The 22,247-nt window shown below is 32.9% G+C and carries 30 protein-coding genes; 11 read left to right on the top strand and 19 right to left on the bottom strand.

Annotation, left to right across the window (positions count from 1 at the left end; all coding sequences use genetic code 11):
• Positions 1-50: 50 nt before the first annotated feature.
• The 3 genes from BLT84_RS10545 to BLT84_RS16325 form a co-directional block, all read right to left on the bottom strand.
• Complete coding sequence (locus BLT84_RS10545) at positions 51-1,361, bottom strand: anthranilate synthase component I family protein (protein WP_091265419.1); 1,311 nt, start codon at positions 1,359-1,361, stop codon at positions 51-53.
• Positions 1,362-1,898: an NADPH-dependent FMN reductase gene (locus BLT84_RS10540; RefSeq protein ID WP_034891386.1), complete on the bottom strand. Its 537-nt coding sequence runs from the start codon at positions 1,896-1,898 to the stop codon at positions 1,362-1,364.
• Positions 1,899-1,979: 81 nt separating this feature from the next.
• Positions 1,980-2,102, bottom strand: coding sequence for a hypothetical protein (locus tag BLT84_RS16325; protein WP_262490133.1), 123 nt, complete (start codon positions 2,100-2,102; stop codon positions 1,980-1,982).
• A gap of 3 nt (positions 2,103-2,105) precedes the next feature.
• Between BLT84_RS16325 and BLT84_RS10535 the strand changes: the two genes are divergently transcribed.
• Positions 2,106-3,449, top strand: coding sequence for a DEAD/DEAH box helicase (locus tag BLT84_RS10535; protein ID WP_091265416.1), 1,344 nt, complete (start codon positions 2,106-2,108; stop codon positions 3,447-3,449).
• A 21-nt stretch (positions 3,450-3,470) separates the two neighbouring features.
• On the top strand, positions 3,471-4,343 hold the full coding sequence (locus tag BLT84_RS10530; RefSeq protein WP_091265413.1) for an aldose 1-epimerase family protein: 873 nt from the start codon (positions 3,471-3,473) through the stop codon (positions 4,341-4,343).
• Between the two features lie 197 nt (positions 4,344-4,540).
• On the opposite strand, the gene BLT84_RS10525 is transcribed toward BLT84_RS10530, so the two are convergent.
• Positions 4,541-4,978 (bottom strand): MotA/TolQ/ExbB proton channel family protein, encoded by a 438-nt coding sequence (locus BLT84_RS10525; protein WP_091265409.1) that lies wholly within the window; start codon positions 4,976-4,978, stop codon positions 4,541-4,543.
• Positions 4,979-5,506: 528 nt separating this feature from the next.
• Here BLT84_RS10525 and BLT84_RS10520 point away from each other — a divergent pair.
• Both BLT84_RS10520 and BLT84_RS10515 read left to right on the top strand, forming a co-directional pair.
• On the top strand, positions 5,507-6,268 hold the full coding sequence (locus tag BLT84_RS10520; protein ID WP_231929292.1) for a sensor histidine kinase: 762 nt from the start codon (positions 5,507-5,509) through the stop codon (positions 6,266-6,268).
• Positions 6,268-6,984: a LytR/AlgR family response regulator transcription factor gene (locus BLT84_RS10515; protein WP_091265406.1), complete on the top strand. Its 717-nt coding sequence runs from the start codon at positions 6,268-6,270 to the stop codon at positions 6,982-6,984. Before BLT84_RS10520 ends, BLT84_RS10515 begins: the two co-directional genes overlap by 1 nt.
• A gap of 57 nt (positions 6,985-7,041) precedes the next feature.
• On the opposite strand, the gene lpdA is transcribed toward BLT84_RS10515, so the two are convergent.
• Positions 7,042-8,445, bottom strand: coding sequence for a dihydrolipoyl dehydrogenase (gene lpdA / locus BLT84_RS10510; protein ID WP_091265402.1), 1,404 nt, complete (start codon positions 8,443-8,445; stop codon positions 7,042-7,044).
• Positions 8,446-8,532: 87 nt separating this feature from the next.
• Entirely contained in the window at positions 8,533-8,991 is a 459-nt protein-coding gene (locus tag BLT84_RS10505) for an Lrp/AsnC family transcriptional regulator (RefSeq protein WP_034891366.1), read from the bottom strand.
• Between the two features lie 160 nt (positions 8,992-9,151).
• Between BLT84_RS10505 and BLT84_RS10500 the strand changes: the two genes are divergently transcribed.
• From BLT84_RS10500 to BLT84_RS10470, 7 genes are all read left to right on the top strand, one after another.
• A complete protein-coding gene (locus tag BLT84_RS10500) occupies positions 9,152-10,366 on the top strand; it encodes an aminotransferase class I/II-fold pyridoxal phosphate-dependent enzyme (RefSeq protein WP_091265400.1) in 1,215 nt (404 codons plus the stop codon).
• Between the two features lie 219 nt (positions 10,367-10,585).
• Positions 10,586-12,070: a Na+/H+ antiporter NhaC gene (gene nhaC / locus BLT84_RS10495; RefSeq protein ID WP_091265397.1), complete on the top strand. Its 1,485-nt coding sequence runs from the start codon at positions 10,586-10,588 to the stop codon at positions 12,068-12,070.
• 175 nt (positions 12,071-12,245) lie between these two features.
• Entirely contained in the window at positions 12,246-12,884 is a 639-nt protein-coding gene (locus tag BLT84_RS10490; protein WP_034891358.1) for a peroxiredoxin, read from the top strand.
• Between the two features lie 11 nt (positions 12,885-12,895).
• Positions 12,896-13,210 (top strand): thioredoxin family protein, encoded by a 315-nt coding sequence (locus BLT84_RS10485; protein ID WP_034891355.1) that lies wholly within the window; start codon positions 12,896-12,898, stop codon positions 13,208-13,210.
• Positions 13,191-13,439, top strand: a complete 249-nt coding sequence (locus BLT84_RS10480; RefSeq protein ID WP_034891352.1) for a DUF6952 family protein — start codon at positions 13,191-13,193, stop codon at positions 13,437-13,439. Before BLT84_RS10485 ends, BLT84_RS10480 begins: the two co-directional genes overlap by 20 nt.
• Positions 13,440-13,574: 135 nt before the next feature.
• Positions 13,575-14,075, top strand: a complete 501-nt coding sequence (tpx, locus tag BLT84_RS10475; RefSeq protein ID WP_034891350.1) for a thiol peroxidase — start codon at positions 13,575-13,577, stop codon at positions 14,073-14,075.
• Positions 14,076-14,453 carry a diacylglycerol kinase gene (locus BLT84_RS10470; protein ID WP_034891348.1) on the top strand — a complete coding sequence of 126 codons (378 nt, stop codon included), beginning with the start codon at positions 14,076-14,078 and terminating at the stop codon, positions 14,451-14,453.
• Between the two features lie 63 nt (positions 14,454-14,516).
• Here the strand turns inward: BLT84_RS10470 and BLT84_RS16100 are convergent, their stop codons facing one another.
• From BLT84_RS16100 to BLT84_RS10410, 13 genes are all read right to left on the bottom strand, one after another.
• Positions 14,517-14,693 carry a hypothetical protein gene (locus tag BLT84_RS16100; RefSeq protein WP_157717930.1) on the bottom strand — a complete coding sequence of 59 codons (177 nt, stop codon included), beginning with the start codon at positions 14,691-14,693 and terminating at the stop codon, positions 14,517-14,519.
• A gap of 8 nt (positions 14,694-14,701) precedes the next feature.
• Positions 14,702-14,881 (bottom strand): hypothetical protein, encoded by a 180-nt coding sequence (locus tag BLT84_RS10465; RefSeq protein ID WP_034891347.1) that lies wholly within the window; start codon positions 14,879-14,881, stop codon positions 14,702-14,704.
• A gap of 219 nt (positions 14,882-15,100) precedes the next feature.
• Positions 15,101-15,700 (bottom strand): hypothetical protein, encoded by a 600-nt coding sequence (locus BLT84_RS10460; protein ID WP_091265394.1) that lies wholly within the window; start codon positions 15,698-15,700, stop codon positions 15,101-15,103.
• 92 nt (positions 15,701-15,792) lie between these two features.
• Positions 15,793-16,413 carry a hypothetical protein gene (locus BLT84_RS10455; RefSeq protein ID WP_091265391.1) on the bottom strand — a complete coding sequence of 207 codons (621 nt, stop codon included), beginning with the start codon at positions 16,411-16,413 and terminating at the stop codon, positions 15,793-15,795.
• Positions 16,414-16,486: 73 nt separating this feature from the next.
• On the bottom strand, positions 16,487-16,903 hold the full coding sequence (locus BLT84_RS10450) for a hypothetical protein (protein ID WP_091265388.1): 417 nt from the start codon (positions 16,901-16,903) through the stop codon (positions 16,487-16,489).
• A 474-nt stretch (positions 16,904-17,377) separates the two neighbouring features.
• Positions 17,378-17,950: a DinB family protein gene (locus BLT84_RS10445; RefSeq protein WP_091265385.1), complete on the bottom strand. Its 573-nt coding sequence runs from the start codon at positions 17,948-17,950 to the stop codon at positions 17,378-17,380.
• Positions 17,951-18,058: 108 nt separating this feature from the next.
• On the bottom strand, positions 18,059-18,493 hold the full coding sequence (locus BLT84_RS10440) for a hypothetical protein (protein ID WP_091265381.1): 435 nt from the start codon (positions 18,491-18,493) through the stop codon (positions 18,059-18,061).
• 244 nt (positions 18,494-18,737) lie between these two features.
• On the bottom strand, positions 18,738-19,145 hold the full coding sequence (locus tag BLT84_RS10435; protein ID WP_156100698.1) for a hypothetical protein: 408 nt from the start codon (positions 19,143-19,145) through the stop codon (positions 18,738-18,740).
• Positions 19,146-19,200: 55 nt separating this feature from the next.
• Positions 19,201-19,416 (bottom strand): hypothetical protein, encoded by a 216-nt coding sequence (locus BLT84_RS10430; RefSeq protein WP_091265377.1) that lies wholly within the window; start codon positions 19,414-19,416, stop codon positions 19,201-19,203.
• A 44-nt stretch (positions 19,417-19,460) separates the two neighbouring features.
• On the bottom strand, positions 19,461-19,694 hold the full coding sequence (locus BLT84_RS10425; protein ID WP_091265374.1) for a PLDc N-terminal domain-containing protein: 234 nt from the start codon (positions 19,692-19,694) through the stop codon (positions 19,461-19,463).
• Positions 19,695-19,747: 53 nt separating this feature from the next.
• Entirely contained in the window at positions 19,748-19,966 is a 219-nt protein-coding gene (locus BLT84_RS10420) for a hypothetical protein (protein ID WP_091265371.1), read from the bottom strand.
• Between the two features lie 233 nt (positions 19,967-20,199).
• The gene (locus BLT84_RS10415) at positions 20,200-21,057 is read right to left on the bottom strand and encodes a CPBP family intramembrane glutamic endopeptidase (protein WP_091265369.1); all 858 of its coding nucleotides are present in this window, start codon (positions 21,055-21,057) and stop codon (positions 20,200-20,202) included.
• A 13-nt stretch (positions 21,058-21,070) separates the two neighbouring features.
• The gene (locus BLT84_RS10410) at positions 21,071-22,147 is read right to left on the bottom strand and encodes a serine hydrolase domain-containing protein (protein WP_091265365.1); all 1,077 of its coding nucleotides are present in this window, start codon (positions 22,145-22,147) and stop codon (positions 21,071-21,073) included.
• Between the last annotated feature and the right edge of the window lie 100 nt (positions 22,148-22,247).

The raw sequence follows: 22,247 nt of genomic DNA, 5'->3' as shown, positions 1-22,247 counted from the left end.
CCATAATATTCGGTATTGCAATAAATACTCGCAAACACGTAGATTTACTTCTACTCCTTTATACCATTAAGTAGTACTTCTCTCATAGCTTTAGATTTCAGCAGACATTCTTCATATTCCTTTTGAGGAACAGATTTAGCTGTAATAGCACCTCCCACAGAAAATGATACATAATTAGAATTAGCATTAAACAGAATACTTCTTATTACTACATTGAAATCAAAATCTCCTTCTGGAGTAAAATATCCTACTGCGCCGCTATATAAGCCTCTTTTTGAAACTTCCAACTCTTCTATGATCTTCATTGCTGAAATTTTAGGAGCTCCGGTCATACTTCCCATCGGGAAAGTAGAACGCAAGACTTCCACAGGTGGAATTCCATCTGCAAGCTCAGAAGTTACAGTTGAGATCATTTGGTGTACCTGCCTGAATGAATAGATCTTACATAGTTCTTCTACCTTTACACTTCCTTTTTTTGCGGTATGAGAAAGATCGTTCCTTACCAGATCTACGATCATAATATTTTCTGAACGTTCTTTTAGATCTTCTTCTAATTCTTTAGCAATGCGTAGATCTATAGTTTCATTCTCATCGCGCCTTGCAGTCCCTTTAATGGGTTGTGAGATGATCTTATTTCCTTTTTTCTGAAGATATCTTTCCGGAGATGCAGAAAGCAAATAGTTATTTTCCCATTTAAAAAAGGTAGCAAATGGAGATAGTGATATTGCATTTAGATCTTTAAAAACCTGAAATGGTTCTATGCTCGTATCTTCTAAATAAAATTCTTGGCAGAAATTAGCCTCATAGATATCGCCCCTATGTATATGAGCCATAAGTTCCTGTATTCTTTCTAAATATTGAGATGGAGATATTCGAGATTGAATTTCTCCTTTTTGAGAAGGAGCAGCTCTTTTAAGGGTATTAATTTCTAATATATGTATTTCTTTAAAATCAGAATCCATCTCATCGTCCACTATTCTTAGATATTGAAATTCAACCTCATTATTTTTTATAAAGATCAACTTTTGAGGTTGAAAAAAGTAAAGCTCAGGAAAGTCTAGAAGATCTAAATTATTAGATTTTAGCTGTTCTACATCATTTTTTAGATCATAAGAGAGATACCCAAAGATCCAATCTTTCGTGGTTTGTTGATATTCCTGAAGTTTATCAAAGGCATGTACATAGTCTGTTTTAATAAGGGTGAATGCCTGCAGTGCTAAAACTGCATCAAAACGACTATGATTCTGTTGATAATTATTACTATCTAACCAAGTTATCTCATCATAGCGCTTACTCCACTCTAAAAGCTGTTGCTTAAAAAGATGAATATTAGCAACTTCATATTTCTTTACACTTCGCAATTATCCATCAATTTCATGAGAGAAAGTTGTTAAAACATCTTCTATTCCCATATTCAACACTTCATTTATAACACTCTCATTTTCAAAATTTTCATTGAAAGAAGGGAAGCTAAAACTTTCTATTACCTGCCCTCCAAATCTTGGGAAAATTCCTTTGGTATATTCTAATGCAGAAGACGCACCACGAATACCTGGTGAGGTACTCATTAACAAGATCTTTTTGTTGCTTAGAAAATTTCTATCCAATCTTGAAAGCCAATCTATGATATTTTTAAAAAACGAAGAAACAGATCCGTTGTGCTCATTAACAGCAATAACTAAAGCATCGTGTTCTTCAATAAGGTTTTTAATGATGCGAATATCTATTGGAAATCCGCTTTTTAGCTCTACATCTGCACTGTACATAGGGATCTCAAAATCTCTTAAATTAATAACTTTAACCTCATGACCCTGAATCCTATTGGCCACATGAGTTACTAATCTCTGATTAATAGAAATACTACTACTTGAGCCTGCAAAGGCAAGAATTTTTTTCATAGCTCTTTAATTGAATTCAAAAATACCTAAAATTAAAAGAGTATGAGACTAATAATAGCATAGAGAAGAATTCAAAGGTGCCTACTTATAAACAAGATAATCGGGATAAATGGTATTATAAATGTACAGTCTCCAATTTTCTGCACGCTTTTTAGTTGAAACCTGCGCTGCAAAACCTACCTTTGCAGTTAATAAAAACCTCATCTTGTGACTTTTCAGGATCTTAATTTAAATACTCCTCTGCTTAATGCTTTAGAGGATCTAAAATTCGAAACCCCTACTCCTATTCAGGAACAGGCATTTTCTACCATTATGTCTGGTAAAGATGTAGTGGGTATCGCGCAAACCGGTACCGGGAAAACCTTTGCTTATATGTTGCCTATCTTACGCATGCTTAAATATTCTGAGCAAAAGAATCCGCGTATCTTGGTAATGGTGCCTACCAGAGAATTGGTAGTACAGGTGGTAGAAGAAATTGAAAAGCTTGCAGCATACATTAATGTGAGAGTTGCAGGAGTTTATGGTGGTGTAAATATAAATACGCAACATCAAGATCTATTACAAGGTCAGGATATTGTTGTTGCTACCCCAGGACGTTTGTACGATCTTGTTATAAGAAGAGCGGTTCAATTAAAGTCTATTCAGAAATTGGTGATAGATGAAGTTGATGTAATGTTAGATCTTGGATTTAGATTTCAGATCAACAATATCTTAGAATTAATACCGGATAATCGTCAGAATATTATGTTCTCTGCAACCATGACAGAGGCCGTAGAAGAGTTGATAGATGCGAATTTTAGAACTCCTGAAAAAATATCGGTTGCAATTAGTGGTACTCCATTAGATAATATCGAGCAACGCGGATACAAAATTCCAAATTTTCATACAAAGGCTAATTTCTTAAAGGAGTTACTAAAAGATAAGGAAACCTATTCTAAGGTTTTGATCTTTGTAGGATATAAAAGATTAGCAGATAGATTGTTCGAGATCTTGAGTCTTGAATTTGAAGAAGAATGTACTATCATCCACTCCAATAAAAGTCAGAATTATAGATTACGAAGTATCCGTCAGTTTGGAGATGGTTTTTGCCGAATTTTAGTGGCTACAGATGTAATGGCACGTGGACTCGATATTGAGCATGTTTCTCATGTTATAAACTTTGACACTCCAGAATATCCCGAAAACTATATGCACCGTATTGGTAGAACCGGCCGTGCAGAAAGACAAGGGATCTCTTTTCTTTTAACAACTGAAAAGGAAGAAGAAAACCTTGAGAAGATCCAAACCTTGATGAGAATGGAAGTTCCGCAATTTGAACTTCCCGAAAGTGTTGAAATATCTACTATATTGATTCCCGAAGAACAACCAAAAGTTTTTGAGATCAATAATCCTAATAAGAATGAGGACGCTCCGGGGCCTGCTTTTCACGAAAAGAGCGCAAAGAATCAAAAAGTGAATTTAGGAGGTTCTTATAGAAGAGAGATCGCCAAAAAATATAAGAAGCCAAAAACTCGAGGAGATAAGAATTACAACAAGCGTAATAAGAAATAGTCTTTCATAAAACTTCGTTCTATGTATAGTTTAGAGAATAAAAAACTAAGCTTAAAAGTAAAACCTACAGGAGCAGAATTGTGCTCTATTATCAATAAGGAAAACGGATTGGAACATATCTGGCAAGGAGACCCAACTATTTGGAAAGGCCATGCCCCTGTACTATTTCCAATTGTAGGCAATCTTAAAGATGATGAATTTATTTTTGAAGGCAACGCTTATTCTATGCCTCGTCACGGAATCTTTAGGCATAGCAATGCTATAGAACTTATTGAGCAAACAACAGATCGCTTAACCTTTAGTTTTAAATATTCTGAAGAAACTTTAAAACAATATCCCTTTAAGTTTGAATTTCAGCTGAGTTATATTCTTACAGAGAATACCGTTGAAGTAAAACATGAAGTTATCAATTTAGATAGCAAACCTATTTATTTTTCTGTTGGCGCTCATCCAGCTTTCAATCTTCCGCTATTCGAAGGTGAAGAATATCAAGATTATTATCTGGAATTCGATAAGAAATTAGATCTTAAAACTTACTTATTAAGTCCGGAAGGTTTGGTTTCCGAAGAAACAGAAGAGATTATTTCTGATAGCGAAACAATACAATTACATAAAGATCTTTTTTTAAAAGATGCCTTGATCTTTAAAGATATCAGCTCCAAAAATGTGGTTTTGATGAGTAAGAAGCATGGACCAGTTCTAGAAGTTAATTATCCAGATTTTAAGAATTTAGGCTTGTGGTCAAAACCGGGAGCAGATTATGTGTGTATAGAACCTTGGTTAGGAATTGCCGATGGAGTAAATACCAAGAAGGATCTAAAAACAAAAGAAGACATTAATAAATTAATGCCTTCTGAAACTTTTAATGCTTCCTATTCGATCGCTATCAAATAGCAGCGTCTATAGATTTAACTTCTGGTTTTCTTTTTTGCTGCTTTTGCTGCGCGTTTCTCTTTTAAATTCAACGTAGGTTCTTTCTTTGCTGAATTTTTTGAAGGAGATTTTTCTTTAGCCATGATTTCTGTTTTATTACAGTTATATAGAATAAATGTAAGAAAACTTAAGTTACAAACTTCAATTTTTTATATCCTTTATGCAACTCTGGCTTCCGCTTCATTATCCTTGTAGATCCAAGTTAGAATAAAAGTTGCAATCCTTCCAATTAAGAATACTAACCAACCAAAAAGTGGAGCCAATAATGCGACTTTAATTCCACCGGCAAATGAGGCCGCGTTTACATTATCAAGGCTTTCGAAAGCATCAAACACCTGAATTAATCCTATTAGCTGCGTAAATAAACCAATGACCAATGCTAACAATGCAATTTGATTAACTAAGGAGACGTATTTCTTAAAGCTGAAATAATCAGATCTTAGTTTTACTGAGGCTTTGAAAATTAGAAAAATCATTAGTAAAAAACTAATTAAGATAAGACTCATAGGTAAAATTCCCCCTTCCGCCATTCTATCACCAACTACTGAAAGAAAAACGGTGCTTTTAAAAAACATAACTAATTTAAGACTTAACATATGATTGAGTTTTAGGATTATTTCAGCTAAACTATTGGATAAACTCACCTTCAAGATAAATTTGCGATGAACTACGAAATTAGAACTACTTTCTACAAGAAATAATTAGATCCCAACACTTAAAATTCAGAAACGGTTAAAAACAGTTGCTTAAAGGTTATTCATCGCAAAAGTTTGAGGTTTTAAATATAAAGCGGCATATTTAATAAATATATGCAACTCCTTAGATTTCTTAAATATTTTGGTAAAAAAATGCTCATCCACGGAATTTTGTGGATTGCGGTGCTCTTATTTTTTAGTGTATTCTTTGGTGTAGAATGAGCTAGTTTCTCAAGCGTTTTGCAATTTTCACTCTATCTTCTGCCAATAACAATTTTAACCACCTATGCTTTTGTTTACTATATTATTCCGAAATTTTTACTAAATCAGAAATATGTAAAATTTATATTTTATTTCATTTGCGCTGTTATCTTTTCTTGTGTTTATATCATTATTTCTACTTTTTACGGATTGGTTTTTCTCTCAAAAATGGATCTTGCCGGTAAATTTCCAATTTCCAAAAGTGTCTTTTTTATTATTATCGCTGTATATATAGTAGTTCTAATAGCTTGTGCCTTTACCCTACTTAAGAATTATTACGTTACACTTTCTGATAATAAAGAATTGAAAAATTCAATTTTGCAGGGAGAGTTGCAGATAAAAGAGCAGCAACTGAAATATCTAAAAATGCAGATCCATCCTCATTTTTTGTTCAACACCTTGAACACCTTGTATGCTTTTGCATTGCATAAAAATGAAAAAACACCCGAGATGATCCTACAATTATCCAATTTGCTAGATTACATTATATATCAAACTCAAAAGCCTCATGTTTTTCTAGCTGATGAAATTAAACACCTGCAAGATTTTATTGAAATGGAAAAGAACCGGTTTCAAGATAAATTATATATAAATTTTACTACCAAAGGAATCTCAGAATACACGCAAATTCCGCCGATGTTGTTTCTACCATTTTTGGAAAATAGCTTTAAACACGGCAAAGATGAAAGCGGTAATCTTAAAATTGACATGAAGCTTATTCAGGATAAAACCGATCTGTTTTTCGAAATTATAAATTCCAAAAGTTCTAAAGAAATGCAAGAAACATCTATAGAAAATGAGAAAGGCATCGGGTTGGAGAATGTAAAGCAGCGGCTGGATCTTTTGTTTAAAAATAAGCATACCTTGAAGATCGATGACAAGCCAGCGCAGTTTAAAGTTAATTTGAAACTTCAATTAACAGAAAAATAATGAACGATAAAATTCGCTGTTTATTGGTTGATGATGAGCCTATGGCAATCGATATTTTAAAAACACATCTTTCGAAGATCAAAAAAGTGAATATTGTTGGCACTTGCAACAATGCTACGGAGGCATTTAATCTTATTAGTATCGAACAAATAGATCTAATCTTCCTTGATATCAATATGCCTGGCATCTCCGGAATTTCATTCGCCAAGACCATCAATTCATCAATTAAAATAATTTTCACCACCGCTTATAGAGAATATGCTGTAGATGGTTTTGATCTTCACGCAGTAGATTATCTTTTAAAACCCATTTCTTACGAGCGATTACTGGATGCCATAACCAATTATTCAAACGTCCACCAAAAGTCTTCTTCCCAAATTTTAGAAAATGAAGAAGCATTACGTTTTATTTTTATTCGGGTAGATCGAAGAATGGTAAAACTTATATTTGAAGATATCCTTTATATTGAAAGTCTAAGCGATTATCTAAAGATCCATCTTCAGAATAAAGAAGTTCTAGTTGTAAGAGAAACTATTACGAACATTTCTGAAAAACTGCCTTCACAAGAATTTTTGAGGATCCATAGATCTTTTATTATTAATACTTCTAAGATTGATTCGTACAATAATGAAGAAATTTTAATTGAAGGGAGATCATTACCTTTAAGTAGGAGTTATAAAGAGCAAGTACTCAATTATCTAAATAATTTCCAATAAAAAACCCCAACGATCTAAGATCATTAGGGTTTTAATTTTTTAAAGGGGTCTATGACCCTAGATGTGCATTGCTCTATCATTGGCTGCCATGGCAGCTTCTTTTACAGCTTCAGCATACGTTGGATGTGCATGACTCATTCTTGCAATATCTTCAGCAGACGCTCTAAATTCCATTGCAGTTACAGCTTCCGTGATAAGATCGGCAACACGAGCTCCAATCATATGAACTCCTAAAACCTCATCGGTCTTAGCATCTGTTAATATTTTTACCAATCCGTCGGTATCTCCACTAGCACGAGATCTACCTAAAGCTCTCATTGGGAATTTTCCTTCTTTATAATCTACACCAGCTTCCTTAAGTTCTTCTTCAGTTTTACCAACTGCAGCAACTTCTGGCCATGTATAAACAACTCCGGGAATAAGGTTATAATCTATATGTGGTTTTTGTCCCGCGATCAATTCAGCAACCATAGTTCCTTCCTCTTCCGCTTTGTGAGCTAACATTGCTCCTCTTACAACATCACCAATCGCATAGATATTCTTTACATTGGTTTGTAAATGATCGTTCACAGAGATCATTCCACGCTCTCCAATTTCAACTCCGGCAGCATCGGCATTTAATCCATCTGTAAATGGTCTTCTTCCTACAGAAACCAAACAGTAATCTGCAGTAAATTCAACTTCATTTCCTTTTTTATCATCAGCCTTCACAATAACCTCATCGCCATTGCGCTCTACAGATTTTACTTTGTGACTTACATTGATGTTCATTCCTTGTTTCTTAAGAACTTTATTCAGTTCTCTTGAAAGTGCAGAATCCATAGTAGGAATAATTCTATCCATATATTCTACCACAGTAACTTCTGAACCTAAACGGCTATACACCTGCCCAAGTTCCAACCCGATAACTCCACCTCCAATAACCACTAATTTCTTAGGGATCTCTTTCAGTTTTAAAGCTTCGGTAGAAGTAATGATTCTTTCTTTATCTATTTTGATAAAAGGTAACGTTGAAGGCTTAGAACCTGTAGCTATAATTACATTCTTAGCTTCAATAGTTTCATTTTCACCTTCCGTTTTATCAATGTTAATGTGGGTAGCATCTTTAAAAGATCCAATCCCTTCAAAAACATCAACTTTATTTTTATCCATCAGAAATTTTACCCCATCACAAGTTTGTTGAACCACAGCAGATTTTCTTTTCATCATCTGCTCTAAATTCACTTTTATCTCTCCTGGAATATCTATACCATGCTCTTCAAAATGCTTTACAGCATCGTCGTAGTGGTGAGAAGAATCCAGTAAAGCTTTACTTGGAATGCATCCTACATTTAAACAAGTTCCACCAAGGGTAGAATATTTTTCAATGATCGCAGTTTTTAATCCTAGTTGTGCGCAGCGTATGGCAGCCACGTATCCACCGGGACCAGATCCAATAATTACTACATCATATGTACTCATAATTATATTTTTTTTTAAACCGAAAACAAAAGTACGACTATTCTCGGCAATGACCAATCTGCAGAAATCCTGATTTAGGAGTTTTTTCTATACAGGAATGGCCGTTGTACTTTTTACCGGACTTATAATAAAAGTACTCTGTGTACTCCCAATATGCTCCAAAGCGGTAAGTTTTGTCACCATAAATTCTCGGTATGCTTCCATATCTCTCACCAAGATCTTTAAGATATAATCATACTCTCCACTTACATGATAACATTCTAAAACTTCGGGAAGTTTCTCCACCTCGGCTTCAAATTTCAACATATAAGATTTGGTATGCTGAATGAGTTTTATCTGGCAGAAAACCATAAAACTCTTCTCTACTCCTGCCGGATTTATAAGCGCCACGTATTTTGAAATTACGTCATTTTTCTCTAACCTCTTAATCCTTTCAAAAATAGCAGTAACAGAGAGATTGAGATTGTTGGAGAGCTCCTTGTTAGTGATCTTACTATCTAATTGTAAATGCTGAAGGATCTTTTTATCTATAGGATCTAATTTCATAAACTGATGTTTTTTCGCTTTACCAATCTAAAATTAAAATATTGAAGATTAATATTCTGCAATTTATCAAATTATTAGATTTTTTTACTGAAAAATTGAATACCCATTGATTTTCTTTCAAATATATACTTCATTTGATTGTATCTTAAAATATATCAAGATGAAATATAAACCTGCAGATCATATACAAGACCTTCAATATTTTGGAGAATTTGGTGGAGTGAATCCTTCCATTTCAGACTCATCTACTTATACCTTCCTTTCGGCAAAGACTATGTTCGACACCTTTGAAGGAAATGCAGATGGTTGTTATTTATATTCCAGACACTCTTCTCCTTCCAATTTATATTTAGGTGAAGCTTTAGCTGCTATGGAAGGTACAGAAACTGCAAATGTTGCTGCTTCTGGAATGGGCGCTATTACCTCTGCAATTTTACAATTATGCAAAGCAGGAGATCACATAGTTTCCAGTAGAACTATATATGGAGGTACTTATGCCTTTTTAAAGAACTTTACTCCGGGTTTCAACATTCAAACTTCTTTTGTAGACATCACCAAACTAGATGTTGTTGAAGCTGCTATTACAAAAGATACAAAAGTGATATTCTGTGAATCTGTAAGTAACCCATTATTAGAAGTTGCCGATATTGCGGGACTTTCTAAGATCTCGAAAAAACACGGATTAGTATTAATAGTTGATAATACCTTCTCTCCTCTTTCTATTACTCCGGGAGAATTAGGTGCAGATGTAATTATACACAGTTTAACCAAATTCATCAATGGTAGTAGTGATACCGTAGGTGGAGTAACCTGTGGAACTCAAGATTTTATCAATGCGCTTAGAAGTGTGAACGATGGAGCTAATATGCTATTAGGACCAACAATGGATAGTATGCGCTCTGCTTCAATTTTGAAAAACATGAGAACGCTTCATATCCGTATGAAACAACACAGCAAGAACGCAATGTTCTTGGCACATAAATTTCAAGAAGATGGTTTTAGAACGGTTTATCCGGGATTGCCATCTCACCCAAGTCATGAGTTATATAAAACCATGATGAATCCCGATTACGGTTTTGGAGGAATGTTAACCATAGATGTTGGCAGTATAGATAAAGCCAATGAATTAATGGAATTAATGCAAGAACGCAATTTAGGATACTTGGCTGTAAGTCTTGGATTCTATAAAACCTTGTTTAGTGCTCCGGGAAGTTCAACTTCTTCTGAAATTCCGTTAGAAGAACAAAAAGAAATGGGCTTAAGCGATGGGTTGATACGATTTTCTATAGGATTAGATAATGATATTGAAAGAACGTATCAGATGATGAGAAAATGCATGAAAGAGGTTGGTCTTTTAAAAACCGAACATGCATAATTAGTTGAAATTTTATAAAATATGATAAAGGGGAATTTTGGCAATTAGGCTAAAGTTCCCTTTTTGCTTTTTATGATTATTTTGATCTAATGCGTTACAACTTTTAAAATTCTGTATAATTTGGGAATAAACCGCTGCTTTAAGCAAAGAACTTCATTTTAGGACTTGCCAAATATGCCTTAAAATCGTAACATTACGATCCGAAAAAAGAATCACTTAATGGAAGACCAGAGCAAAACCTCGAAAAATGACCCTGTAATTATCAATAAAGAACTTAGTATAGGAGAAGCATTGATCCCGGTATTTGCTTTAATTGGGATGCTTGCTTTTAATGTTTATGTATTTGGAGATGATGCCTTAAGCGGCTCAAATCAGTTCATTTTATTATTGGGAGGTGCGGTTGCAGCAATAGTTGGAATTTCGAATAAAGTGAAATTTGACAAGATGATAGATGAAGTATCCAACAACATTCAAAGTACTGCCGGTGCCATCCTAATCTTACTTATGGTAGGTGCTCTAGCAGGAACATGGATGATGAGTGGTATTATTCCAACTATGATCTATTACGGACTTCAGATCTTGAATCCTACAATATTTTTACCTGCCTGCGTAGTAATCTGTTCTATTATATCTGTGGCTACAGGAAGTAGCTGGACAACCTCTGCTACTGTAGGTATAGCTCTTATTGGTATTGCAAATGCACTTGGAATTTCTCCGGGAATGACTGCTGGTGCCATCTTATCTGGTGCCTACTTTGGAGATAAGATCTCCCCATTAAGCGATACTACCAATCTAGCTCCCGCAATGGCAGGAACAGATCTTTTTACACACATTAAATACATGTTATACACTACGGTTCCAACCGTGGTAGTAACTCTTATCATTTTTATTATAATTGGTTTGAATATAGACGTTTCTGGTAATACAGATACTTCAGCAATACTTAGCAGCATAGATTCGTCTTTTTATATCACCCCTTGGTTATTTTTAGTTCCGGCAATTGTTATTTTTCTTATCGTTAAAAAAACATCCCCTCTTATAGCATTACTTATAGGAACATTACTGGGAGCTGTAGCAGCTATTATCTTTCAGCCAGAAATCATTAGACAGATCTCTGGAGCAGATAATCTAGATTTTGTTTCAGGATATAAAGGTATCATGCAGGCAATTACAGTAGATACCTCTGTGGTTACAGATAACGAAAATTTAAACGACCTATTCTCTTCTGGAGGTATGGCTGGAATGTTAGATACCATTTGGTTGATTCTTTGTGCTATGGTATTTGGCGGAATAATGGAAGCCATTGGTGCTTTGTCTAGAATTAGTGCTGCACTCTTAAATCTTTTTCACACCACCTTCGGACTTTTTGCAAGTACCGTTATTAGTTGTTTAGCACTAAATGCAACAGCTTCCGATCAATACCTTGCTATTGTGGTTCCAGGAAAGATGTTCGCAAAGGCTTACAGAGAGAAAGGCTTGGCACCAGAAAACTTAAGTAGAACCTTAGAAGATTCTGGTACGGTAACTTCTGTGTTGGTGCCATGGAATACTTGTGGAGCCTATCATAGTGGAGTGCTAGGTGTCCCTACCCTATCTTATGCAGGGTATGCCTTCTTTAACTATTTAAGTCCGTTTATGACCTTATTATTTGCTGCATTCAGTATTAAAATAAGACAGATCGCTTCTACTGCAAAAACAGCTTAAACACAATACAACTGGAAATAGAAAAATTTAAAATAGAAAATATCTATTCATATTTCTGCACGCTATAATCAAATACTATTGTGTAATAAGAAATAAAAATTCGGTTTGCTATGATGCAGGGAAGCATTTTATATTTTTGCAGCAGAAAATAAATAATAACATAAATACATATTATATGGCTTTAGTAGGAAGAAAATTCCCGAATTTAAGTGTAAACGCAATGAATGAAATGGGCGATACCTTCAAGTTGAACATCCTTGAAGAAGCTCAAAAAAATAAGAAAAAAGTTTTATTATTCTGGTACCCAAAAGATTTCACTTTTGTTTGTCCAACAGAATTACACGCTTTTCAAGCTTCTTTAAAAGAATTTGAAAAGAGAAATGTAATGGTTGTAGGAGCATCATGTGATACTCCAGAAGTACATTTCGCATGGTTAAATACTGCAAAAGATAATGGAGGAATTGAAGGTGTAACATACCCAATACTTGCAGATTCTAATAGAAACTTAAGTTCACAACTAGGAATCTTAGATATTTCTAACGAACAGTATGATGAAGAAACTGGTGCTGTAACTGTAGAAGGTGATAACGTAACATACCGTGCAACCTATCTAATTGATGAAGATGGAAAGATCTTTCATGAAGCGGTGAATGATATGCCACTTGGGAGAAATGTAAATGAATTTATACGTTTGGTAGATGCTTATACGCACGTACAGGAAAAAGGTGAAGTATGTCCTGCAAACTGGGAAGAAGGAAAAGAAGCAATGAATGCAGATCGTGAAGGTGTGGCTTCGTACCTAAGTTTAAACTAAGAAATACTGTTATGGTTAAGGAATTAGAACAAGATAATTTGAATGAAGTTGTTGCAAACAACCAGACTGTTGTGGTTCAATACATGGCTGGATGGTGTGGAAACTGTCGCGTTATGAAACCTAAATTTAAGAAACTGGCAGGAGAGAATGAAGGTTCTACTTTCTTATTGGTAGATGCTGAAAAGTTTCCAGAGTCTCGTAAAATGGCTAAAGTAGATAACTTACCCACGTTTGCGACTTTTAAGAACGGAAGTTTAGTAAATCAAGTACAAACTAATAAGTTTGAACTTTTAAAAGATCTAGTAGATGAAGTTGCCAGTAATTAAGCATTTGCAACGTAATAACGATGCAGAAAAACTTCAGAACACTATAGACGTTTTGGAGAGTTTTACAGAACATAGATCTGTTTCTGATCAGGAGATGGATATAATTGGTGAGCTACTTACCAATCTATGCGGAGCTGTTGAAGTACACAAAATGATAGATAGCGGCGATTCTGAAATGGATGCAGCAAACAATTTTGTGAAGAAGGTTATGGGGTCAATAGATCGTTAATACCTTAGTATAAATAATGTAACAAAGGCTATTCTTTTCAACAAGAATAGCCTTTGTTGTTTTATGATAATTTTAGTAAATCCCTACGTGATAAGCATTAAATTTAGCTTTCAAACCAACTAACGTCAAAATAGCATGTCACAGATAACCTTAAAAGAACACAAAATTAATACCTACGGAAGTTTACCGGAAATGGGAGAAAAAGCACCACATTTTGAACTTGTGAAAAGCGATCTTTCATCTACAACGCTTAAAGATTTTAAAGGAAAAAGACTTATTCTGAATATTTTCCCTAGTATAGATACTAATGTTTGTGCAACTTCTGTTAGAAATTTTAATGAGCGTGCAGCAAAATTGAATAACACCGAAATCTTATGTATCTCTAGAGATCTTCCTTTTGCTCAAAAACGTTTTGTAGATGATGAAGGTTTGAATAATGTGACCAATTTATCTGATTTTAGACAAGGGGATTTTGGAAAAGATTACGGTGTAGAAATGATAGATGGACCTATGCATGGATTATTATCTAGAGCTGTAGTAGTATTAGATGAAGAAGGTGTTGTAATGCATAGTCAACAAGTACCAGAGATTTCTCAAGAGCCAGATTATCTATCTGCATTAAAAACTTTATTATAAATGAGGGATTCATACCTCGGAAAAAGAATAAGAGGAGGCGGTTATGCTATAAAAGGTGCATGGATACTATTAAAAAGTGAACATAGCATTCAAGTACAATTCTTTATGGGAATTGGAATTATCATTGCCGGAATTTATTTTGACATTACAAAAACAGAATGGTTGTTTCAGATCTTTGCTATAGGATTAGTGCTTAGCGTTGAAGGTTTGAATACCGCAGTAGAGGGAATTGCAGATTTTGTACATCCCGATATTCATACAAAAATTGGTTACATTAAAGATGTAGCCGCAGGAGCAGTATTATTTTCAGCAATAACAGCTTTTGTTATAGCCTGCATAATTTATCTACCATACATCTTTCCAGATGTGAATTGGTAAAAATAATTGATATATAAAATATGAAACCCATTGAATTAAATTTTAATGGGTTTTTTGATAGGTTTAATTAACCATATAGTAATAGGCCTCTCCCAATGCTTCACCAAAGAAATAAAATAAGAAGATAATTATTAGTGCAGAAGATATACTAACAAATCGCTTGCGGTATTGCTTTTCTAATTGCATAAAAGCAGCAATATAAACATCTACAGCGATCATTATTAATAAAAGATAGATCATCGCTTATATTAGTATAAAAACGCCCCTATCAAGGTGCCCGATATTATCCCTGAAGTTAAACCGGTTAGCACTCCTATTAAAGGAGCACCAAAGAAATGGGCTAAAAATATTCCTATAAACGTACCACCAATTACACCAAAACATAACCCATAAGAAATGGTCCTTCTATTCTCTCTGAACTTTTTCATTTATGACAAACTATAACAGACGATAAAACAGAACTTAGGGGGAGTCTATTCTTGTCTCAACTGGGTAGGGACAGTTTATTCATATTAAAGTTGTGAAGATATTAACTTTATTTCGATAAACAATTATACTTTACTTAATTTCAATAGTTTAAAACATTTAAAACTAACAGTTTTAATGAAGCCTGTTTTCTTAGTTTTCCAATAAAACAATTAAAACTCTTATTGTACTGCTATTTTCTTAAGCACTTTAATAACTCTATATTCTTTAATTCTTGCATCATATACTTCTTTATTAACGTATATAGCTTCTACTACTTTTTCTTTAAGCTCTTCATAATTATTTTGAAGATCAAATTCAGAGTTTACAAAGCCTAACCAGTAAAGTTTCTCTAATTTCCCATCCTCGCTCTTAATTTCAAATACCATGAATGTTTCTATCTTAATAGATTTTATGGTTCCTAAAATTCTAAATTCTTCTGTTTTATTTTTATCTGACACATTCCCTAGTGATGCTACTAAGGTTGGGCAAATAAAAGCCATTCTAGAACCTATGGTCTGTCCTAATTTTTCACCACTTTCTCCATCTAAACTATCAAGGTCTAAATTATAATCTTTAGAAAGTTGTGCTTTATAGTCTTTAGCACTTAACAGCAAGCATCCTCCAAGATCTTCTGTTGTTAAATTGGGATTTGAATCTTTAGCTTTTTGAACACATTCACAAGCATCCTGAGCGATCTTATCTACATAATCATAGTTATCTTGAGCTTGAGCAAGGCTAGCACTAATAAACAGGATTAAAAGGGTGAAATGCTTTTTCATAATTAAAAGGAGATTTAATAAAATTTATTTGATGAAAAAAGTTTAATAATATATAGGAAAGATTAGATAAAATAATAATTAAAAGAGCCTCTCTAATCACATGTAGAAGTTAGCACAGATCTTCCATCTTTCTCTACCATTTCAAAACCATTATCCAACATTGGCTTAAAACTTTTTCGTCCGGAAAATTGCCACAATAAGTAGCCATAATCGCATTGTGAGATACCGCCATTCTGATATTCGTTTTTCATCATAACTTTTAATTCTTCCCAAAACTCTTTTGGCGAGTGTATTAATATTATAATTGGATTAAATTCCGGATCTTCAAATTCTTGGTTATAAAATTGTTTAATACGCTTAGAACTTGGAAAACCATATTTTTTGGTAATATCTATTAATCTCTGAGTATGTAATGCATCTTGAGGATTAATATAGTGCTTAAAAATTTTCCTAACCAAACTGTCTGAAGTAAAGCTTATTTCCTTTAAGGCTTCAGCTCTTAGAGAATCTGATAATGCTTCTACCCTATTCGTTTCACTTTTATCAAAGGTTTTGTAAAAGGTATATTCTCGTAATGTCTGATCATATCCATACATAAATTCCAGCTCCTCTACTAAAACCTCAATATCGGCTTTAAAAAGACTATCTTTTTGGGTTTGACAAAATGAGATAGCAGATAAAAGGAAAAAGGAAATTAGCAGTAGAATCTTCATTGATTGGGGTTCAAATTATTATGTATGTTCTTTAGTTCATGAATTAGTTAAAATGTAATGACCTTATTATGAACTAACTGTAATCTTCAACTAGCCTTAAATATTTATTTCTTCCAACGCTAATTGGATAGAATATCACCAATAAAAGAGATATAGAATAGAGCGTTAGGAAAATACTATTAAGACCTACATAAAAAGTAAGTACAATTAAGAGGAGTTGAATCATGGCTAAAATTGGAACTATCCATTTATTTTTAGAAAAACCTGTTAGCTTCATTTTCTTAAGTTCTCCCTCGGAAATTAAAAATGAATATTTCTGACTCCTACACCAGTCTATTTTAGCATTCAAACTATAATTTCCTGGCTTTAGATCTAGCTCAAAAGATTTTCCATTCGCTACAGATCCAATAGGTTGATCATCTAAATAGAGACGAATATTTCGAGATCTATTAAGATATTCAGATCTTCTAATTACTATAAGTTTACTCACTTTATTACAATATAAATAAGGTTTCAATAAAAAAGAAATTTTAGATTAAAACTTAATCTAAAGAGAATTGATTTATAAACTATATTTTTTTACTGTAGCGATTTGCTAAATATATAGCTAATACTATAATAGTTAAGATCATTATGCCACCTAGTAACATCATAGATCTTCCCGATAATTCAATTGCCAAATAATTCATGTTTTTTCAATTTTAATATATAATCACTTCATCTTTTAATACCATCAATAATCTTAAGATTAAGATCCTTCTTCAACGTCAATGTTATTTCCTACCTCATTAAATGAAGATTTGAAACCAGATTCAAAATCTTGCCAGTCATATAACACCGTTAATATTAACATCGCAAAATACTCCAAGGAAGAAAATTTTGCAATCTCTTCTAGCAATTTTAAAATTCATTATAAATTTTTAAAGTTTGCTAATTAAATTATTTCTTGAGCTGCGCAGATCCCTTACTCTTGAGGCGCTCTTTTAAGGATCAATCTTATTTGTCCCATATGATTTGCTTGATGCTCCATTACATGGTACCATGCCCAATGATTGTTCATATCTGCTTTCCCCAATTTTGAATTGAGCCAAGTATCATCCTTTTCTTTTAATAATTTAAGGGTTTGCTTACGCATACTATCCCATTCTTTAAGATAATATTTAATAGGTTTTCCTTGAATTTGATTTTGAGCATCTTCTCCAAGTCTCAATGGCATCATCCAAACTGCTGCTTCTTCCTCTGTAAAAGTTCTATTTTCAAAAGTAAGTTCCTGATAATACTTTTCTGTAGCCACCAAATGCATGATCATAGCCCCAACGCTATTTGCTTTATCATCTAATAAATAATCTACTGCATTTGTATCCATATCCTCTACGCTTTGCGTAATTCTCTCCTTAAGATCTTCCAGCATAGAAACCAAATTTCCCACCTGAGGTGTAAAACCTTTAGGGGCTTTGATATAATTCTGTGCTTGTGTGGATATACTGCTCACCAATAATAAGATTATAAATGAGAATTTAAACTTATAATTTTTCATATGTAGTTTATTTAGACCGAACGCTTATCACGGTTATGTTTTAGAATTTGTTTAAAAAAAAATTAGCCCCTGATATTTAAGAGGTCTGGATATTTACTAACTTCTTAATTATAGTGTTTGCTTATTTTCAAAATTCTTGTCTTTATATGTTGGAGTTCCATCAATAGATAATTTCAAAGTCGATAAATAATCATGCAGCCTATATAATGAATGTGTTTCTACGAGAATTTTATTTATTGTAATACTACTGTTTACACTTTCCACCTTAAAGCTATTAGCAAAAATTTTAATGTTATTGATATGGTCTATCTTTACGGACTTTGGAAAAATAGAATGTTTAATAAATTTGGTATCGGTGATGGTTATATACTGATTTTTTCTTTCATACAATGCAACTCCTAATTGCAATAAGCCTAATATTACCGAACCGAAATTAAAAAAGCTCACTCCACTTTTAAAGAAACCAAATAAGCCAATAATGATCATTAAAATACCATAACCCAAATTAAAATTGATTCGCTTTTGTGAATATCTAATTGTCATTTTCAATTTTTGGCGGTTGCAATAGGTAAATTTGGTTATTATTCCATCTTAATTAATCTCGGTAAAGTTTCTTTTACTCAAGAGGCTCTCGCACAATAAGTCTTTTAATAACCATTATTGTTACAAATTATGTACTAAAAATAGCATAACGGTTCCAATTAGCGAATAAACGAATTAATAGCTTTAGAACATCAAAATAGCAATACTCTATTGAGTTTCTTCAGATATCCAAGCTACCGGAATTTCAATTTTTTAAAGCATTCTTTTTAATAGCAAAGGATATCAAATAAAACAGTAAAATAGCGATCATCAAACCATCGCCGCTCTTAGTTTCATAACTCCCTTCCCCAAATATTATATCCTGAATAGAATCTACAAGTAAAAGAAAACCTCCAAACAACAATGCTCCCTTCAATTCTTGCGACCGCAACCTCTTAATATCTTTAGATTCATTTTTTTCTTTAGAAAACACCAAAACAAATAGAGACACTATCAATAATGTTTTAAATATTATGACGATTCTAGTTTCATCTACAGCAATAATTTCTGCTACCAATACTTTTGAGAAAAAAGCAATAATTGCAACTATAGCTGTAATAATAGCGATCTTCTTGGAATAACTTGGTAGTAAATTTTCTTTAATCATGAGCATGAAATCTTTTATTTTGTAGGTACGTTACGACTATATATTATAGAGTGATTACTCTTCAATGTTTAAAATATGCTCGAAAAACCATGATCATTTTCCAAGTACTAAAAAGCAACAGCAAACCGTAAAACACATTATCTTTTCTAATTATAAAATCATTAAAACTGTCTGTTATTACTAATATTAATAAAAACACTCCTACAAACCAGATCATTACGAGAGATAAGAATTGCTTTTTTGAAGGATTAGAAAGTAAAGTATTGTGGTCAGACATTTTATAATATGCTTTAAGATTTAAAATTTAAATGGCAGGCAATATTAAGGCACTACGTTATTATTGAATTTAGGTTCAAATTTTCTAGTTTTAAAACCTTTTATCTTATTCTTTGTATTAAAATATAACAGGGATCCGATAATTGGAAATACTACAATCCCAGCAATCCATAACCATTTTAAACTGGAACTCTCTCCGGTATAGGAGATAATATCCCAAAAAGCCCAGACCCATAGCATGGAAGTTATTAGCAATAAAACAATAACTATAATATTCATTTATATAATCTAAATTCCAAATCTGATCTTACCATTTAGTAGAGATCTTTTAATTAAAAAGTAAGCGCATGAGTCCATTTTAAAGCATACAATAAGAGAATTGTTATACCTGTTCCTGTATAGATTACCCCTTGCCAATAAAATAATCTCGTACCCCATTTTTGCCACATTTTCGTACCATTTTGCTTTTTAAAATGAGTATTGGTGAGCTTCCAAAATAAATAAGTGATGCTTATAAAAAGTAATATCGCGATTAACCAAATTGAATCCATGGATGAATTTTTAAATTCGACAATTTAATGATTTATAAATCCTTCAATAGAGATCTGTAAATAGCCTTGCAAACTATAAGAACTTATATTTCAAGCATTTCGAATACCATTAATTTCCTACTAAAATATTAATTTTAAATCGATTCTAGTCAATTCCATTGAGATAAAATCTTTCAAAAGAAATAAGTAAATCTTAATCTTATTTGCATTTAGTGTTCAATATCGATATATGCTTAATTCTGTAAACTTATAGTTATCTTTTTTTTCTGATAATACATTAAAATGCCAACTATTGTAGCTATCATAGCAATTATGGAAAATATAGAACCTTCAAAGCCAAAGTACCCTCCGTTCAAGATGGTCTCTTCCTGTATACCATAACTAATTACAGAATAGGTATCCTGCCCACTAACATTGAAGCCTAACATAGATTGAAAGAAATTCCAGCTAAAGTGAAGTGCAATAGGAAACCACAGGTTTTTAGTATGTATATAAGTTATTCCCAAGAAAATTCCAGCAACAAAAATACTTACTAATCCTAGTATATCCACATTAGGATTAAATGCATGCATAAGTGCAAAAAAAGTAGCAGTTATTAATAGCGCTAAATATTTACTATAAGAATGCATTAGGTTTTTAAGAAAATATCCTCTAAAAATAATTTCCTCTGTTAGCGATACTAATAGGAATAATAGAATAGAGATCATTAGTTCTTTTAGATCAAAATCTAAACCTTGGTATTGTATTTCGTCTAAGCTAAACAACAAACCAAAACCTATTAACATTATCGCTAAACCTATAAAAAATCCTAGATAAATTGATCTGAAATTATTCTTTAAACGCAATCCAATGGCGACAAATTTTTCTTTGTCTACATATTTCATGAAGAGCCAGACTACAAAAACGGTCCCGATAAAAGAGAAGAATTGAATAATGAGTTGTTGTTCAGAGGTTTTCTGATTATTTGTATCTTCATAATCAAGACCTATTGCAAATGCTCCTATTAATTGAAATATTCCAACTATAAATAAATATGGCAATATTATTATTAATACCCGTTGCCATCCTGACAATTCCGATTTTTCACTCATAATCTATAATACCTTATTGACCAATATTATTCCAAATTGATTTAAATTCTTCCATATTTTTGATTGTAATATCTTCATTGGCCATAAAAATTTTTCCTTCACCAGAGTCCGGATCAAAATTCATAATTGCTGAAACACCATAATCCGATCCGGTATGTCCTAAAGTACCAGATTTAAAGTACATCATGAAAATTCCTGTATTTGGCTCTTTTTCGCTTTTATGCTTGACATTATCTTTATCATGAAAATTCTTTTCAAATAATTCCTTCCAGGAATCCTTAGTCAGCAATGTAGAATTTCCATGGTATCCTTTTATTAGTTCCTTGAGATAAATGGAAAGATCAAATATTGTTGTTTTTAGACTACCATCCGGGTAAGTATCGCAAGAATATGGCTTTAATGCTATATCCCTTTCATCATACAAAATGGCATGGTTTGCAATAGAGATATCTTTATAGTACCATCCAGTATTGTACATATGCAAAGGGCTAAATATATTTTCATCTGTAAAAACATCAAAAGGTTTTCCACTTGCTTTTTCCACTATATATGCCGCAAGTGCAGATGCAATATTGGAATATTCATATCTTGTTCCGGGCTTGTCTTTACTAAAATTGTTTTTAGCATACATATTTCCGCCTTTTGCCAGATATTCTCGCAAATAGTCTCCCAGTTTCAGACGTGGTGTTAATCCATAAGTATATGAAGACTCATAGGCTTTTTCATTATCCAAAATGCCCGAAGTGTGGGTTGCTAAATGGCGTAAGGTTATAATTTCTCCTTTGTTGTAATGAGGATTTACAAATTCAAAATCTAGATATTTATTAATGTCATCATCCAAATCTAGTAATCCCTTTTCCAGAGCGATCATTAGTGAAACCCCTATAAATGTTTTACTTACAGAGCCTACGGGTTGAATGGTTTTAATATTATACAACACACCGTTTTCTCTATCTGCAAATCCTACATGGTTAATCTCTATAATGCTATCCTCATTAACAAAGGCTGTGGAATAACCCATAAAACCTTTATCTTGTCCACAAGCATTAAGTACCGCACAGAAAATTATAAAGCAAATTATTTTCTTCATTGATGTTTAGCTGTAACAATCTAAAATTTTGGCCTTGAAACAATTTCTGGTCCAACCTGCAACGCATAGAGTTTTATGTAATAAGTAAAATTAAATAGAT

It is taken from the genome of Gillisia sp. Hel1_33_143 (genome assembly GCF_900104765.1).
Taxonomy (GTDB): domain Bacteria; phylum Bacteroidota; class Bacteroidia; order Flavobacteriales; family Flavobacteriaceae; genus Gillisia.
The sequence above is the reverse complement of the archived record's forward strand: the minus strand, read 5'-3'. Positions and strand labels throughout refer to the sequence as shown.